15 protein-coding genes are annotated in these 14,869 nt (G+C 66.6%); 12 read left to right on the top strand and 3 right to left on the bottom strand.

Features of this window, described 5'->3' with window-relative positions; translation table 11 throughout:
- Positions 1–132 precede the first annotated feature (132 nt).
- Genes ACSQ3M_RS17295 through ACSQ3M_RS17285 form a run of 3 tightly spaced genes read left to right on the top strand, consistent with a single transcriptional unit; the run spans position 133 to position 2,502 of the window.
- Complete coding sequence (locus tag ACSQ3M_RS17295; RefSeq protein WP_126115135.1) at positions 133–903, top strand: motility protein A; 771 nt, start codon at positions 133–135, stop codon at positions 901–903.
- Positions 904–916: 13 nt separating this feature from the next.
- Positions 917–1,741 carry an OmpA/MotB family protein gene (locus ACSQ3M_RS17290; RefSeq protein WP_436151299.1) on the top strand — a complete coding sequence of 275 codons (825 nt, stop codon included), beginning with the start codon at positions 917–919 and terminating at the stop codon, positions 1,739–1,741.
- 8 nt (positions 1,742–1,749) lie between these two features.
- Positions 1,750–2,502 carry a M15 family metallopeptidase gene (locus ACSQ3M_RS17285; protein WP_436151298.1) on the top strand — a complete coding sequence of 251 codons (753 nt, stop codon included), beginning with the start codon at positions 1,750–1,752 and terminating at the stop codon, positions 2,500–2,502.
- Positions 2,503–2,515: 13 nt separating this feature from the next.
- Here the strand turns inward: ACSQ3M_RS17285 and ACSQ3M_RS17280 are convergent, their stop codons facing one another.
- Positions 2,516–2,998, bottom strand: a complete 483-nt coding sequence (locus tag ACSQ3M_RS17280) for a CAP domain-containing protein (RefSeq protein ID WP_436151297.1) — start codon at positions 2,996–2,998, stop codon at positions 2,516–2,518.
- 52 nt (positions 2,999–3,050) lie between these two features.
- Positions 3,051–5,633 (bottom strand): DUF3772 domain-containing protein, encoded by a 2,583-nt coding sequence (locus tag ACSQ3M_RS17275; RefSeq protein WP_436151296.1) that lies wholly within the window; start codon positions 5,631–5,633, stop codon positions 3,051–3,053.
- Between the two features lie 449 nt (positions 5,634–6,082).
- On the opposite strand from ACSQ3M_RS17275, the gene ACSQ3M_RS17270 reads away from it, so the two are divergent.
- From ACSQ3M_RS17270 to ACSQ3M_RS17240, 7 genes are all read left to right on the top strand, one after another.
- On the top strand, positions 6,083–6,550 hold the full coding sequence (locus ACSQ3M_RS17270) for a (2Fe-2S)-binding protein (RefSeq protein WP_436151295.1): 468 nt from the start codon (positions 6,083–6,085) through the stop codon (positions 6,548–6,550).
- 77 nt (positions 6,551–6,627) lie between these two features.
- Positions 6,628–8,814: a molybdopterin cofactor-binding domain-containing protein gene (locus tag ACSQ3M_RS17265; RefSeq protein WP_436151294.1), complete on the top strand. Its 2,187-nt coding sequence runs from the start codon at positions 6,628–6,630 to the stop codon at positions 8,812–8,814.
- The gene (soxX, locus tag ACSQ3M_RS17260; protein WP_436151293.1) at positions 8,811–9,257 is read left to right on the top strand and encodes a sulfur oxidation c-type cytochrome SoxX; all 447 of its coding nucleotides are present in this window, start codon (positions 8,811–8,813) and stop codon (positions 9,255–9,257) included. Before ACSQ3M_RS17265 ends, soxX begins: the two co-directional genes overlap by 4 nt.
- Positions 9,220–9,714: a thiosulfate oxidation carrier protein SoxY gene (locus ACSQ3M_RS17255; RefSeq protein WP_436151292.1), complete on the top strand. Its 495-nt coding sequence runs from the start codon at positions 9,220–9,222 to the stop codon at positions 9,712–9,714. The genes soxX and ACSQ3M_RS17255 overlap by 38 nt, the downstream gene beginning before the upstream one ends.
- Before the next feature lie 6 nt (positions 9,715–9,720).
- Positions 9,721–10,047, top strand: a complete 327-nt coding sequence (soxZ, locus tag ACSQ3M_RS17250; protein ID WP_436151291.1) for a thiosulfate oxidation carrier complex protein SoxZ — start codon at positions 9,721–9,723, stop codon at positions 10,045–10,047.
- Positions 10,044–10,805, top strand: a complete 762-nt coding sequence (gene soxA / locus ACSQ3M_RS17245; protein WP_436151290.1) for a sulfur oxidation c-type cytochrome SoxA — start codon at positions 10,044–10,046, stop codon at positions 10,803–10,805. Before soxZ ends, soxA begins: the two co-directional genes overlap by 4 nt.
- 62 nt (positions 10,806–10,867) lie before the next feature.
- Positions 10,868–11,803 (top strand): alpha/beta hydrolase, encoded by a 936-nt coding sequence (locus ACSQ3M_RS17240; RefSeq protein WP_436151289.1) that lies wholly within the window; start codon positions 10,868–10,870, stop codon positions 11,801–11,803.
- A 4-nt stretch (positions 11,804–11,807) separates the two neighbouring features.
- Here ACSQ3M_RS17240 and ACSQ3M_RS17235 read toward each other — a convergent pair whose 3' ends face one another.
- Entirely contained in the window at positions 11,808–12,923 is a 1,116-nt protein-coding gene (locus tag ACSQ3M_RS17235; protein WP_436151288.1) for an ROK family protein, read from the bottom strand.
- Positions 12,924–13,108: 185 nt separating this feature from the next.
- On the opposite strand from ACSQ3M_RS17235, the gene ACSQ3M_RS17230 reads away from it, so the two are divergent.
- Both ACSQ3M_RS17230 and ACSQ3M_RS17225 read left to right on the top strand, forming a co-directional pair.
- Complete coding sequence (locus ACSQ3M_RS17230; protein ID WP_436151287.1) at positions 13,109–13,588, top strand: DUF2938 domain-containing protein; 480 nt, start codon at positions 13,109–13,111, stop codon at positions 13,586–13,588.
- A gap of 41 nt (positions 13,589–13,629) precedes the next feature.
- Entirely contained in the window at positions 13,630–14,865 is a 1,236-nt protein-coding gene (locus ACSQ3M_RS17225) for an amidohydrolase family protein (protein ID WP_436151286.1), read from the top strand.
- Positions 14,866–14,869 lie beyond the last annotated feature (4 nt).

The raw sequence follows: 14,869 nt of genomic DNA, 5'->3' as shown, positions 1-14,869 counted from the left end.
TTAGACGACGCCGCGGCGTGAGCAAGTCCTCAACCTTAACGCTTCCTTCAATTGCCGCTCCTTATGATTTCCACGACAGCGAAAGCTTGGGCCCGGCGGCATGCCTGGCCCGGCCGGCTTGGGATGGCATTCATGGATATCGCGACCGGCGCAGGCATTATCGGCGGCATCGCGACGATCGTCGCGCTGATCATGATCGATGGTGGCAATTTCGCCGCCTACTATGACAAGCACGCCGTGATCATCATCTTCGGCGGCGCCTCCGCCGCAACCATGCTGCGCTTTCCCTTCTCGGTGATCGCGCACGGCCTGCCGATGGGCCTCCGCTTCGCTTTCACCATGCGCTCGATCCATCCGCGCGAGCTGATCGACGAGATCACCCGCGTCGCCGAGATCAACCGCAAGAGCGGCCCGGTCGCGCTCGAGAATGTCGAGGTCTCCGACCCGTTTCTGGCCCAGGGCCTACGCTACATCGCCGACGGCTACGACAAGGACTTCATCCGCGACACGATGGAGCGCGATCGCGACAACTTCCTGCAACGGCTCGACGAGGGCTCCAAGGTCTACCGCGCCATCGGCGACTGCGCCCCGGCCTGGGGCATGATCGGAACGATTCTCGGCATGGTCACCATGTTCGCTAACATGTCGGACCCCTCCAAGCTCGGCCCCGCCATGGCAACGGCGCTGCTGGCCACGCTCTACGGCGCCATGGTCGCCAACATGCTCACCCTCCCGATCGCCGACAAGCTCCACATCAAGCTCGAGGAAGAGGAAATCTCGCGCACCTTGATCATCGACGGCATCCTGCAGATGCGCGACGCCAAAAGCCCGACTCTCGTGCGTGAGATGCTCCTCGCCTATCTGCCGGACCATCACAGGGCCGAGATGGCCGAAGCCACCTGAGCGGACCTAGCAGATGGCCAAGAAGAAGAGGGGTGGGCATGGCGGTCACGGCTGGTTCGTGACCTTCGCCGATCTCATGGCCCTGCTCATGGCGTTCTTCGTCATGGTCGCCGCCTATTCGAGCCAGGACAAGCAGAAGCTCCAGATTGTCGCCGGCTCGATGCGCGAGGCCTTCGGCACGCAGCGCGACTTCAAGCTCGCCGGCATCGTCGAGGTCGACGGCATCCCGACCAAGACGCATATCAAGAACGCCTATGTGCGCCCGCTCGAGGACGCGTCAGACAACACTGCACCAAACCACAACCAGCAGAAGGAAGACGGGCTGGTCTCGGCCACCCATGATCGCGGATTTGCGCTCGCCGCCGCCTCGCTGCGCCAGGCCCTTCGCGAGATGCCGGAGATCGGCGAGCTCTCGCGCAACATCCTGGTCGAGGTCTCCGAGCAGGGCATCGACATCCAGCTGGTCGATCAGGACGGCCGCGCCATGTTTGCCGAGGGTTCGACTCAGCCGAACGAGCGCATGCGCAAGCTGCTCGCCGCGATCGCGCCGACGCTGCGCCGCATGCCCAACAGGATCGCGATCACCGGCCACACTGCCGCGCAGCGCCCGGGCACGGTCGCCCCCGGCAACCCCTGGGCGCTTTCCGTCGGCCGCGCCTCGGCGGTGCGCGAGCTCCTCGGCAATGCCGGCGTCCCGGACGAGCGCTTCAGCTCGGTCACCGGCAAGGCCGACACCGACCCGCTCGTCAAGGACAACCCCTATCTCGCCTTCAACCGCCGCGTCGGCATCGTCCTGAAGGCAGACGCGCCGCCGCTGCCGGTCGGCGCCAAGCCCTGAGCCGCGGCATGCTGCATGGGACGACCGGCAGCCTCGCACTGGCCGCCACCCTGTTCGTATCGGGCTTGAGCCCAGCCAAGGCCGAGCCGCTGCCGTCCGGTTTCGTGCGGCTGCGCGAGCTCGCACCCGCGATCGCCCAGGACATTCGCTACGCGACGCCGTTCAATTTCACCGGCGCGGCCGTGCCCGGCTATGGCCGGGGCGAATGCGTGCTCACGCGCATGGCTGCCGACGCCCTCATCCGCGCCGAAAAGCGGCTCGCCCGGCAGGGTTACGGGCTGAAGCTGTTCGACTGCTACCGGCCCGCACGCGCGGTCGCTGCCTTCAACGACTGGGTGAAGCCGCCCGGTGGACAAGACCTCGGCCGCATCTTTCATCCCGGCATCGCCAGGGGCGATCTGGTCGCCCGCGGCTACATCGCTGCGAATTCGAGCCATTCGCGCGGCTCCACCGTCGATGTCGGCCTCGTCCGCGCCGGCGAAGCCGCCTCGCCAACGCTCATGGATGCCGGCCCTTGCGACGGCTCGTTTTCAACGCGCCCGCGCGAATCCAGCCTCGATCTCGGCACGAGCTTCGACTGCTTCTCCGAACGAAGCGCGCTCGGGCACCCCGGAATCACGGCCGAAGCTCGCCGCAATCGCACCATTCTCGTCGCCGCGATGGCGGCCGAGGGCTTCCGTGGCTACAGCAAGGAATGGTGGCACTTCACGCTGGCGAAGGAACCATTCTCGAAGACGCCCTTCGATTTCCTGATCGAATGACGGCGGCGCCTACTCAGGGCGCGACAACCAGCGCCCAATAGACCTGATATTTCGAGCCGGCCGCATAGGCCGAGGCGATGCCCATGCGCGTCGCGTTCGGCGCCTTCATCACCCGGTCGTGCTGCGGCGAGTCGCGCCAGCCTGAGAAGGCCTCGGCCAGGCGCCGATAACCGGCGGAGAGATTGGCCTCGGCGCCGGCTTGGCCAGCCCGCGCGAGCCTGACCTTCACCGCCTCGGCCTGGGCCGGCTTGTCGGCGGCGGCCATAGCGGCGGCCTCCTGCTCGGCAGCCTGCATCAGCTCTGGATCGAGTTTCAGCGCGCTGAGGCCTGCATTGAGCCGATAGGCCGAGATGGTCGCGCGCGCCGCCTCCGCATCGACCCGCGCCGAGGGCGAGCCGAGATCGCGATAGAAGGCGGGCTGTGTCCTGACCGGCTCGGTGCAACCGGCGAGATTGAGCACCGAGAGCGCGGCCGCGAGCGCGGCGGGACAGCTCATCGCACGCAGCCGCTGCGGGCGCGTGGAAAACGCGGGGAAAAGGCGCATCGCATCAGTCCTTGGTCTCGTCCTTGCCGCCCGTCGCGGCTGGTTCAGGCTTGGCGGGCGGCGGGGCCGGGGCCTCCTCCGGTTCTTCCTCGGTCTCGGATGGCGGGCCCGAGCGTTTAACGGTGACGCGTCCGCCCGCGGGCTTGGCGCGGCGGCCGACCTCCCGCGAGACAGCGGCGGCGATCTCGCCGAGCGAATGCTCGACGCCCTCCAGGCCCTTGACCGTGAGCTCGGTCGCGACCGGCGTCTCCAGCTCGGTCAGGCGCCGGTGGATGACGTAGTTGAGATCGCTGGTGACGCGCCCGACGATATCGACCTCGCCGACCACGCAGATCAGGTCGAAATCCATCGTCGTCGTACCGAGCTTCTTGAACATCACGGCTGGCGGCGGCTTCTTCAGCACGTCGCCATGCGCCTCGCCAGCCTCGAGCAGCATGGTGCGGACTTCCGTGGGATTAAGCCGGCGCGGCACGCTGATCGAGATCAGGACTCGCCCGGTCCGGTCGGAGCGGACGCGATTGCGCACCACGCCCGAGACTAGGTTCGAGTTCGGCACGATCACCGAGGAGCGATCGAAGGTCTCGATCTCGGTCGAGCGGACATTGATGCGCTTGACGATGCCCTCGGCGTCGCCGACCACCACCTGGTCACCGACCCGGATCGGCCGCTCCCAGAGCAGGATCAGGCCCGAGACGAAATTCGACACCACCGACTGCAGGCCGAAACCGATACCGACCGAGAGCGCCGAAGCGACGAGAGTGAGGCGTTCGAGGCTGAAGCCCAGCGACGAGAAGGCTATCGCCACCGCGGCGACATAGCCGACATAGCCGGCTGCCGTGGTGATCGAATTGCGCAGGCCGGTATCGAGCGCGGTCGTCGGCAGGAACTTGCCTTCGAGCCAGCCCTGCAGCGAGCGCGTCGCCGCAAGCCCGAGCGCGAAGATCAGGATCGCGACGACGATCGAGGAGAGCGAGACCGTGACCCCGCCGACCTGGAAACCGAAGAAGGCGGCGCGGAGAGAGCTCAGGAAGTCCGTCGATTCCAGTCCCCACGGCGCCAGCGCCAGCATGATCGTGACGACGATCAGCACGATCTTGAGCGCGCCGGACAGCACGACGGCGATCTTCTGCAGCGTCGCGGCGCGCAGGCCGATCCCGGCGCGCAGCGTCAGTGCGAAGCGCCCTTCGCCGGTGAGTTGGCTGGTGATGCCGAGCTCGATCAGCTGCATCAGCAGCACGAAGGCGGCGGCGAGGATACCGAGCCAGATCACCTGCTCGGTCAGAAAAGTCGCCAGCACGACATAGCCGAGCAGGACCGACAGGATGACGGCGACGCCGACGATCCAGCCAAGAATCCGTACCGGACCAAGGCTGGCGCCATCGACCGGCACATAGGGACCGAGACAGGCCTCTTCCTCGATCTCCTGATTATCGCGCAGGCGATAAAGTCCGGTGATCAGGATGAGCGCGAAAACGATGGCGAAGACGCCGCGCACGATGATCGACAGGGTCAGGCCGGCAGCGATCGCCTGCAACCAGGCTTCGAACACCTTGCCGACCGCCATGACGATCGCGAGCGAGCCGGCGAGCCAGGCCACTGTCCGCGCGGTCGTTTCCATCACACTGGCGAGGCGTCGCTGCGGCTCGCCGGGGGCAAACAACGCATCGGCCAGCGCCTGGACGAAGGCAAAGAGCGCGAGCCCGAAGACGATCGCGAGGATGACCGGCTGAATCCGCGGCGGCAGCAGGCCGGCCGTATTCAACCCGGCATAGATCAGCCAGCTCGCCAGCGCCGGTGGCGCTGTTCGCGCGACGATGCGGATGAGTGCCGCATAGAGGATATGGCGATCGCTCGAATCGACACTTGCCGCCAGTCGTGCCGTCAGCCGCGGCATGTAGCGGGCACGCACGACATAGAGCGCGAGCGCACCAAGGAAGGCGAGCGCGACGAGAACGCCGCGTGCGCTGAACAATGCCGTGGTGAAGACCGAGAGCCAGTCGCCGAAGATCAGTTGCGAGGCGCGCAGATCGGACGGGAAGGCCGTCAGCGTCGTCGACCAGACTTCGGGATTGAGAATCGACGGGCCGGCCGCGAACAACGCCTTGGCGAACCGATCGCGCCTGAGATCGCCAATCGAGGTTTGCAGCTGTTCCCCTTGCAGCAGCGTCGCGCGCCCGATCTTGAGGGCTTCATCCGCCTCTGTGAAGGTCTTGGTACGGGTCTCGCGCTCGCGCGCCACGTCCGGTGTCTCGGGCGGCGCATTGGCGTCCGGCTTTGCCCCGAGCTGATCGAGCCTGAGTTTGGCCTGCTCGGTGCGTGGTCCCTGCTCCTCGGTGAGGATGCGCAACTGGTCCAGCAAAGGCTGCAGGCGCAGCCGCTGGCGCTGCAACTCGCCGTCCGAGACATTCGGATTGGTGAGCGACGCCTCGATCTGGGTGAGTTCGCCCCGGATCGAGTCGAGACGAGCGCGCCCACTCGCAGGATCGGCCGGCTGCGCCAACGCCGCCAGTGGCAAGAACAGCAGCGCCAGCGCAAGCAGCAGGGCGCCGCCGGGCTGGCGGAAAGCTCGGAGAAGGCAGGAGATCATCGGCATCTTTGTCCTGCCGGGCTGATTCGCATCGTCGCGCAGCCTCGCCATTGCAGTGGCGTGAAAGCAAGCATGTCTGACGAGACGGCGCTGCGGCCGGTTTCGCGGCTTGACCGCGCCGGCGTACGAAGATCGTGCAAGAGCATCACATTCCTGTGAGAGCGCGCCGTCGCCGACGCGCCTGACGCTGCGTTCTTCGGCAGGAAACCGGTCAGCATGATGGCGGCGATGTCGAAACTGGCCTCGCATGGCCCTGACGGCCCCGATTATCGGATGGAGGCCCCAACGCGACCGTGATCACCGGTGATCATACAACCTCTGGCGGTAGCCGCGCTTCTGGGTTTGAATTCCTCCAAACAACATCTCCGGCCTCTGACGGGCCGGCCTGATCGAACGGCGAGGCGCGCTGGCTCTCTCGCTGACCTTGGAATCGAAACCGGGAGGTTGCGGTGGCTAAGCTTACCATCAATGGCAAGACGATCGACGTTACGGTCGAGGACGACACGCCGCTGCTCTGGGTGATCCGCGAGCAGATCGGCCTCACGGGAACGAAGTATGGCTGCGGCGTCGCCCAATGCGGCGCTTGCACGGTGCATATCGACGGTGTCGCCACCCGCTCCTGCACCATGCCGGTGAGCGCCATTACCGCCGAGCAGAAGATCGTCACCATCGAAGGCCTCTCGCCCGACGGCAACCACCCGATCCAGAAGGCCTGGATCGAGCACGACGTGCCGCAATGCGGCTTCTGCCAGAGCGGCATGATCATGGCCGCGGCTGCCCTGCTCCAGGCCAATCCCAAGCCGAGCGATGCCGACATTGCCGCCGAGATGACCAATATCTGCCGCTGCGGCACCTATAACCGCGTCAAGGCCGCCATCAAGGACGTCGCCGCCGGCGGCCAGCTCGGCCGCGGTTGATCCGATCTTCCCTTTTCCCTGCGCACGGCTCGAGCGCCACAGCCTCGCCGCAGCGCCACCCGCATCAGGAGGACACCATGAGTCTAGCCTCTGTGACCGATACCAAGCTCTCCCGCCGCTCGATCCTGAAAGGCTCGGCTGCAGCCGCCGGCGCCTTCAGTTTCGGCTTTTCTATCCCCTTCGATGAGGCGCAGGCGCAGGGCGCGGTGCCCGAGATCAACGCCTGGGTCGTGGTCCAACCCGACGACAAGGTGGTGATCCGCATCGCTCGCTCGGAAATGGGCCAGGGCACACTGACCGGCCTCGCCCAGCTCGTCGCCGAAGAGCTTGATTGCGACTGGGCCAAGGTCACCACCGAGTACCCGACGCCCGGCCAGAACATCGCCCGCAACCGCGTCTGGGGCAATTTCTCGACCGGCGGCAGTCGCGGCATCCGCGAATCCCATGAATATGTCCGTAAAGGGGGTGCCGCGGCCCGGATGATGCTGGTCCAGGCCGCCGCCGATGGTTGGAAGGTACCGGCTGCCGAGTGCAGCGCCGCGAAGGGCGTGATCACCCACAAGGGCTCCAGCCGCTCGATCCGCTACGGCGAGGTCGCGGCCGCAGCGTCCAAAATGCAGCCTCCGGCGAACGTGCCGCTCAAGGACCCGAAGGACTGGATCATCGCCGGCAAGCCGCTGAAACGGCTCGACACCGCCGACAAGACCACCGGCAAGAAGGTCTACGGCATGGACTTCAAGCTGCCGGGGATGCTGAACGCTGCGATCAAGGACTGCCCGGTCTTCGGCGGCAAGGTGAAGAGCTTCGACGCCGCCAAGATCAAGGACATGCCAGGCGTGAAGCATGTCCTGCCGGTCGGCGACAGCGCCATCGCGGTCGTCGCCGACAGCTGGTGGCGGGCCAAGACAGCGCTCGACGCGCTGCCAATCATCTGGGACGAGGGCGAGCACGCCAAGGTCTCGAGCGAGAGCATCGCAGCCTGGCTGAAGGAAGGGCTGGATGCGCCGCAGGCGGCAGTCGGCAACCAGAACGGCGACGTCAAAGGCGCTATCGCCAACGCCGCCCGCGTGATCGAGCAGGTCTATTCCTACCCGTTCCAGAACCATGCCTGCATGGAGGTGATGAACGCGACCGCGCTCTACACCCCCGAGCGCTGCGAGGTCTGGACCCCGACACAGAACGGCGAGGCGGCGCTTGCTGCGACCTCGGAGGCCTCCGGCCTGCCGCTGGCGAAATGCGAAGCCTACAAGATCGACCTCGGCGGCGGCTTCGGCCGGCGCGGTGCGGTGCATGACTGGGTCCGCCAGGTTGTGACCATCGCCAAGCAGATCCCCGGCACGCCGGTCAAGCTGATCTGGTCGCGCGAAGAGGACATGCTGCACGGGCGCTTCCATCCGGTGACGCAATGCAAGCTCACCGGCGCGCTCGACAAGGACGGCAACCTGACCGGTTTGCACCTGCGCATCTCCGGCCAGTCGATCGTCGCCGGCATCTTCCCGCAGAACATCCAGAACGGGCGCGACCCCGCCGTGTTCCAGGGACTCAACTCGCCGGGACCTGAGGCCTCGATCGGCTACACCGTGCCGAACCTCCTGATCGACCACGCCATGCGCAACCCACATGTGCCGCCGGGCTTCTGGCGCGGGGTCAACCTCAACCAGAACACCATCTATCTCGAATGCTTCATGGACGAACTCGCCCATGCGGCGGGCAAGGATCCGCTCGAATTCCGCCGGGCGCTGATGAAGAACCACCCCAAGCACCTCGCAGTGCTGAATGCCGTCGCTGAGAAGGCCGGCTGGGGCACCAAAGCGCCGGAAGGGGTCTTTCGTGGCATCTGCCAGACCATGGGCTTCGGCTCCTATGTCGCAGCCGTCGCCGAGGTCTCGGTCGATGCCGCAGGCAAGCTCAAGATCCACAAGATCACCGCCGCGACCGATCCCGGCCATGCCGTCAACCCGGCCCAGATCGAGCGTCAGGTCGAGGGCTCCTTCGTCTACGGGCTCTCCGCCGCGCTCTATGGCGAGTGCACGGTCAAGGACGGGCGCATGGTCGAAGAGAACTTCGACAGCTACCAGGTGATGCGCATGGACGAGATGCCGGCGGTCGAGACGGTGATCGTGCCCTCGGGCGGCTTCTGGGGCGGCGTCGGCGAGCCGACCATCGCGGTCGCGGCACCGGCGGTGCTGAACGCGATCTTCGCCGCCACCGGCAAGCGCGTGCGCAACCTGCCGCTCAAGAACACGGATCTGCGCAAGGCGTGAGGCCTGCCGCGATCCGGACCGCGCTGATCATGCTGGCGCTCGCGAGCGAGCCGGCAGGCGCGCTCGAAATCTACAAGGTCGTCGGCGACGCGATTCCCGCGCCGCTCGGCGGCAAGATCGGCGATGCCTCGCGCGGGCGGGCGCTCGTGCTCGACCGCACCCAGGGCAATTGCCTGATCTGCCACCAGGTGCCGGAGCCGAACGAGCCCTTCCAGGGCACGATTGGTCCGGGCCTCGCCGGGGTCGGCGCCCGGCTCGATGCCGGCCAGCTGCGCCTTCGCCTCATCGATGCCGGCCTGCTTAACCCGCAAACGGTGATGCCGCCCTATTTTCGTACCGAAGGATTGCGAGACGTTGCCCCGGCCTTTCGCGATCGGCCGGCGCTCACCGCCCAGGAGATCGAGGATGTCGTCGCTTATCTCGCCAGCCTGCGCACACCCTGAACCGGCGCTCTCGCGCCGCGAGGTCATCGCAGTCGGCGCCGCCGGCCTTGCGCTCGTGGCCTTGCCTGCGCCGGCTCGCGCAGCCGCCCCACCGGCGCTCACCGAGCTGATCGCGCGCATCACTGAAGGCGCGGTGCCTGAGCGCAGCCGGATCACCTTCGACATTCCCCAGCTGGTCGAGAACGGCAATTCGGTCGACGTCGCGCTCCGCGTCGAGAGCCCGATGACCGAGGCTGATCATGTCCGCTGGATCCATGTCATCGCCGAGAAGAACCCGTTTCCCGACGTGGCGCGCTTCCATCTTTCCCCGCGCAGCGGCCGGGCCGACATCCGGGCCACCTTGCGCCTCGCCACCTCGCAGAAGGTCGCGGCGATCGCGGCACTGAGCGGCGGCGGCTACGTCATCGCCGATGCCGATATCGTGGTGACGCTGAGCGCCTGCATAGACGGAGGCTGAAAGCCAATGGCATCGTTCAACGCCCGCATCACCATGCCGGCCGAGGCCAAGGCCGGCGAGATCGTCGAGGTCCGCGTCCTCGTCCGCCATCCGATGGATCGCGGCGGCCAGGTCGACTCCGAAGGCCGCGTGGTGCCGCGCAAGATCTTGAACCGGCTGACCGTGACCTATGCCGGCGAGCCGGTGTTCCGCTACGACATGCACACCGGCGTTTCGGCCAACCCTTTCGTCAGTTTCACCACCCGCGCCATTGAGACCGGCGACCTCTCCTTCGAATGGCGCGAAGATGGCGGGGCGACCTTCACCCGCACTGCCCGTCTCGTCGTGACATGACCGCTGCCGGCCGCGCGCTCGCGGCAGCCCTGCTCGCGCTCGCCGGTGCTGCCGGCGCCGAAGAGATCAAGCCAGGCAGCGCCTTCCTCTCGCCGGAGATGCAGCGGCAGCAGGAGGATCAGGGCCGTAATCCCGGCTATCTCTGGGTCGAGCAGGGCGAGGAATTGTTCAGCCGCCGTGAGGGTGGCGCCGCGACCTGCATCTCCTGCCATGCCGATCCCAAACAGAGCTTGCGCGGAGCGGCCGCCCGCTATCCGCAGGTCGACGCCGCCAGCGGCAAGCTGATCAACCTCGAGGGGCGTATCGAGCAGTGCCGGGTCGATCGTCAGAAGCAGCCGGCCTTCGGCTATGAAAGCCAGGACCTGCTCGGCCTCACCGCCTATGTCGCCTCGCTCTCGCACGGTGTGCCGCTATCGGTCTCGGCCGAGGGTGCGGCCAAGCCCTATTACGAAGCCGGCAAGGCCTTCTACGAACGCCGGCAGGGCCAGCTCAACCTCGCCTGCAAGCAGTGCCATGACGATCTCGTCGGTCAGAAGCTGCGCGGCGACACCATCAGCCACGGCGTCGGCACTGGTTATCCCGCCTATCGGCTCGAATGGAACGGCGTAGGCTCGCTGCACCGGCGCCTGCGAGCCTGCTCGCTTGGAGTCAGGGCAACCCAGTTCGACTACGGCTCCGACGACTATCTCGCGCTTGAACTTTATCTCGCCGTGCGCGCCAAGGATTTGCCCATGGAGGCGCCGGGCCTGCGGCGATAGCGCTTGGCTGCGGCCGTCAGAGCCGTCACGATCCCGGCACAGTCCTGTCGGAGATGGCTTGGATGCTTCGCCTGCCTGCCCTCATCGCCGCGCTCCTGGTCGCCACCGCCGCCATCGCTCAGCCAGATGCCGAGCCCCCGGCTTCCGCCGCCAGTGCCACTGCACCGCCAGCTTTCGTGCTGAAGGGCACCGAGGTCCGGACGATCAGGGCCAAGGCATTGCAGCGCGACTACGAGATCTTCGTCAGCCTGCCTGATTCCTACCAGGCACAGCCGCGCCGGCGTTTCCCGGTGCTGTTCGTCACCGATGCCGACTACGCCTTCCCCCTGGTGCGCAGCATCGCGCGGCGGGTCGGCAACCGGGCCAAGGGACTGGAGGAGTTCATCCTCGTCGGGCTGTCCTATTCGGTCGGCGACACGCCCGAGTTCAGCCGCCGGCGCGACTACACGCCGACGCCGAATGGCGAGAAAACGAAGGATCCCTCCGGCCGTCCGCCGGTCTTTGGCGAGGCTGAGGGCTATCGCCACTTCCTGGCTGAGGAGCTGATGCCCTTCGTCGCCGCGACCTATCGCACCGACACGACCCGCAGCATCTATGCCGGCCATTCCTATGGCGGATTGTTCGGCCTTTACGTCCTGCTGACCGATCCGAAGCTGTTCCAGCACTACATCATCGGCAGCCCGTCGCTCTGGTTCGACCAAAAGGTGCTGCTCCAGCGCGAGCGCGACTATGCGCAGGCCAACAAGGAGCTGAAGGCGAAACTGCTGATGTCGATCGCTTCCTACGAGACGATCGACAAGGCCTCGGACGATCCGCGCTACAACCGCAAGACAGACATGGTCGCCGATCTCAGAGAGTTCGAGCAGGCGCTGCGCTCGCGCAATTATCCCGGCCTGAAGCTCTCGACCGAGATCATTCCCGGCGAGGACCACCTCACCGTCTTCCCGGCGATCGTGACGCGCGGGCTGCTCTGGGCGCTCCCGGCCAGGCGGGACTAAAGCTTCAGTCCTTTTTGCCTTTGCCGTCCTTCGGTTTGTCTTTGTCCTTGTCCCGGCCCTTCGGCTTGGCGCGGTTGTGGAAGCTCGCATTGCCGAGCCCGGTGCCGATCGTCAGTACCGCCCAATGCTCGACATCCTGCATGAAGGGCAGTTCGCTCAGGCCTTGCACGACGGCATCGTTGTGCATGGTGACGACGGTCTCATGCTCGCCGATCTCCGGCGCCATCTCTCGAATGCTCTCGACCAGATTGAAGCGGCTGCTCGACCAGTTGCCGGGCAGGTTCTGGGCGCCGCGGTCGATAGCGCCATCCGGCTCGATCAGGCCCGGGCAGCCGACGCCGATGAAAGGCGCGACGCGCAGGCCTTCCTTCTCGGCGTGCTCGATCTGCTCGCGCAGCATCTTGCCGAGCCGCTTCACCGCTTCTTCGCGGCTCGGCTCCTCGTCGGCATGGCGCCAGAGCTCGGTTTCCCAAACGCGGGCCTTGCTCAGATCGGGCGCTCTGTCCTGACGCAGCTCGACGATCCCGGCGCGGATGTTGGAGCCGCCGATATCGACCGCGACCAGGCTGTCATAGGCTTCGAATATCCATTTCGGCGCGAGATGGGCGCTGCCGACGAGCCCGGCCTCGTCCGAGTGATGGCGCACCGGAACCAGCTCGATCGTAAAACCTTCGGTCTGCAGGATGATGCCGGCCCGCGCGATCGCCAACTCGCCGATCCGGCTCTGGCGGAAGCCGCCGCCAACGACGATACGCTCGACCGGACTCCAGGCCTTCTGGCGCAGGAAGCGGCGGATCACGAAAGCGAGCGACTGGGCAAAACGCTCGACTGCCGAGAGCACCAGCGCCGCCTCACGGGCTGTTCCCTCGGTGATCAGCTTGTCGAGTTCCGACTTGCTCGGTGTCTTGCCGGCGTCCGCCAGCGGGTCCTCGCCCGCCTCGGCGAGATGGCCGCGCAATTCTGCGAGATGATCCATGAAGGCGCTGCGGCTCGCCTTGTCGCCAATGAAACCATCGGCATCGCGGATTTCGAGATTGTAGCTGGTGACGACGACCGAGGGCAGCTCCTTCGCCCCATGCGGCCCGTTCGCGCTCGTCTTGCTCGCCGTCGCCACTGCCATCGCTTCACCCCAGCCTTGAAAGCACCCCGGGGAGAACGAGCAAAGCCCCCTGGCGGTTCCTGCGCCGCACCGCCGCATGGCCCGCCTGCGCTACAGGCAGGCAAATTCAACCTGCTGGCGATTGACCGCGCCTAGCCGTTTCGCCTCCATAGCTCCAAGGTCGGTTCGCGGCCGGGGGGACAGATATGCTCGAAGTGATCAGCCGCTCGCTCGTGATCGGCGTCGGCGCAACTGCGCTGCTCGACCTCTGGGCGCTGTTCCTCAATCGCGCCTTCGGCATCCCGCTCGCGAACTGGGCTGCAGTCGGGCGCTGGTTCGCCTATCTGCCGCGCGGCCGCTTCGCGCACGACACCATCGCCGAGACGCCACCGGTGCAAGGCGAGCTCGCGATCGGCTGGGTCATGCACTACCTGATCGGCGTCCTCTTCGCCGCAATCGTGCTGCTGCTCTGGGGCCTGGATTGGGCCCGCTACCCGACGCTGCTGCCCGCCCTGATCGTCGGCGTCGTCACCGTCGGCTGCGGCTGGTTCATCCTGCAGCCCGGCATGGGTTTCGGCCTCGCCGCGAGCAAGCGCCCCAATGCCAGCCAGGTCCGGCTGATCGGCCTGATCAACCACATCGTCTTCGGCTTCGGGCTCTGGCTCACGGCGTTCCTGGCCCGCTGATCCCCCAACAATCGAAACGTCATACGTTAAGGACCAGACCGATGGCCGCGACCCTGTTTCACAACGCCCGTATCGTCGATGGCACCGCGCCGGAGCGCGCAGCACCGGTTTCCGTCCTGGTCGAGGGCGGGCTGATCCGCGAGGTCGGCAAGACCGTTCGCTCCGACAAGGCCAGGGCGATCGACCTCAAGGGCCGCACGCTGATGCCCGGGCTGATCGACGCGCATGTCCACGTCATCGCCGGCCTCGCCGATCTCGGCCGCAACGCCGCCTTGCCCGATTCACTCGTGACGGTGCGCTCGCTGGTGATCATGCGCGAGATGCTGCTGCGCGGCTTCACCACGGTGCGCGATGTCGGCGGCGCCGATTTCGGCCTGAAGCAGGCGACCGAGGAGAACGACTTCCCGACGCCCCGCCTCGTCATCTCCGGCAAGGCGCTGAGCCAGACCGGCGGCCATGCCGATTTCCGCGGACGCTATGACGACCGGCTCGCGCCGACGACGCGCCATCGCCTCGGCGCGCTCGGCCGCATCTGCGACGGCGAGGCCGAGGTTCGCCGCGCTGCCCGCGAGGAGCTGAAAGGTGGCGCCGACTTCATCAAGATCATGGCCAATGGCGGCTGCGCCTCGCCGACCGATCCGATCCATTTCCTCGGCTTCTCCGTTGGCGAATTGCAGGCCGTGGTGGAAGAAGCCCGCATGGCCGGCACATACGTCTCCGCCCATGTCTACACCGACGAGGCGATCCGCCGCTGCGTCGAGGCCGGCGTCCATTCGCTCGAGCATTGCAATCTGATCCAGGCGGAGACCGCAAAGCTCGCGGCCAAGAACGGCGCCGTCGCCGTGCCGACGCTTGTCACCTATGACAAGCTCGCCAGCGAAGGCGGCAAGCTCGGCTTCCCGCCCGATTCCGTCGCCAAGGTCGAATATGTTCGCGCCGCCGGCATGGAATCGCTCGCGATCATGAAGAAGGCCGGGCTCGCCATGGCCTATGGCAGCGACCTGCTCGGCGAGATGCATCGCCACCAGTCGGAAGAGTTCGTCATCCGCGGCCGGGCCCTGCCGGCGCATGAGGTGATCGGCGCCGCCACCCATGTCGCGGCCAAGCTCCTGAAGCTCGAGGGCAAGATCGGCGCGATCGCGCCCGTCGCCTATGCCGACCTGATCGTCGTCGACGGCGATCCGCTGAAGGATCTGGCGCTCCTGACCCGCCAGGGCCGGCACATGCCTGTCATCATGAAGGCCGGCGCCTTCGTCAAGCGCGGCCGGCTGGACTGACGCG

The sequence above is a fragment of the Allobosea sp. LjRoot90 genome (genome assembly GCF_964254315.1).
In the GTDB taxonomy this organism is placed as follows: domain Bacteria; phylum Pseudomonadota; class Alphaproteobacteria; order Rhizobiales; family Beijerinckiaceae; genus Allobosea.
Note: the sequence above shows the minus strand (reverse complement) of the source record. Positions and strands in the feature narration are given on the sequence as shown.